The organism is Pseudomonas sp. AIG, from assembly GCF_977020205.1.
The window spans coordinates 1-242 of the sequence record NZ_CDROCK010000175.1 but is presented as its reverse complement, the minus strand read 5'-3'; the positions used below and the strand labels follow the sequence as shown (position 1 = coordinate 242).

1 protein-coding gene is annotated in these 242 nt (G+C 62.0%); it reads left to right on the top strand.

Annotated features, from left to right (window positions below; all coding sequences use genetic code 11):
- A partial coding sequence (locus ACWR1S_RS31010) for a hypothetical protein (RefSeq protein ID WP_454566161.1) occupies window positions 1-242 on the top strand: 242 nt, incomplete at both ends.

Genomic DNA, 242 nt, shown 5'->3' with positions numbered 1-242 from the left:
CTTTCGCGCAGGACGGCTGACGGCGATCAGCGATGCCTATGGCAATCGTCTGACGCTGCAGCGCGATCGGTCTGACCGGGTGCAGCGACTGGATAACGGGGCCGGGCGTTCGTTGTTGTTGCGGTATGACCGGGCGCAGTTGCTCGGCGTGGATTATCAGGTGTTTCGCGAGGGTGTCTGGAGCACCGAACAGGCGCTGGTCAGTTACCGCTACGACGCCTATCAGCATCTGGTCGAAGCCA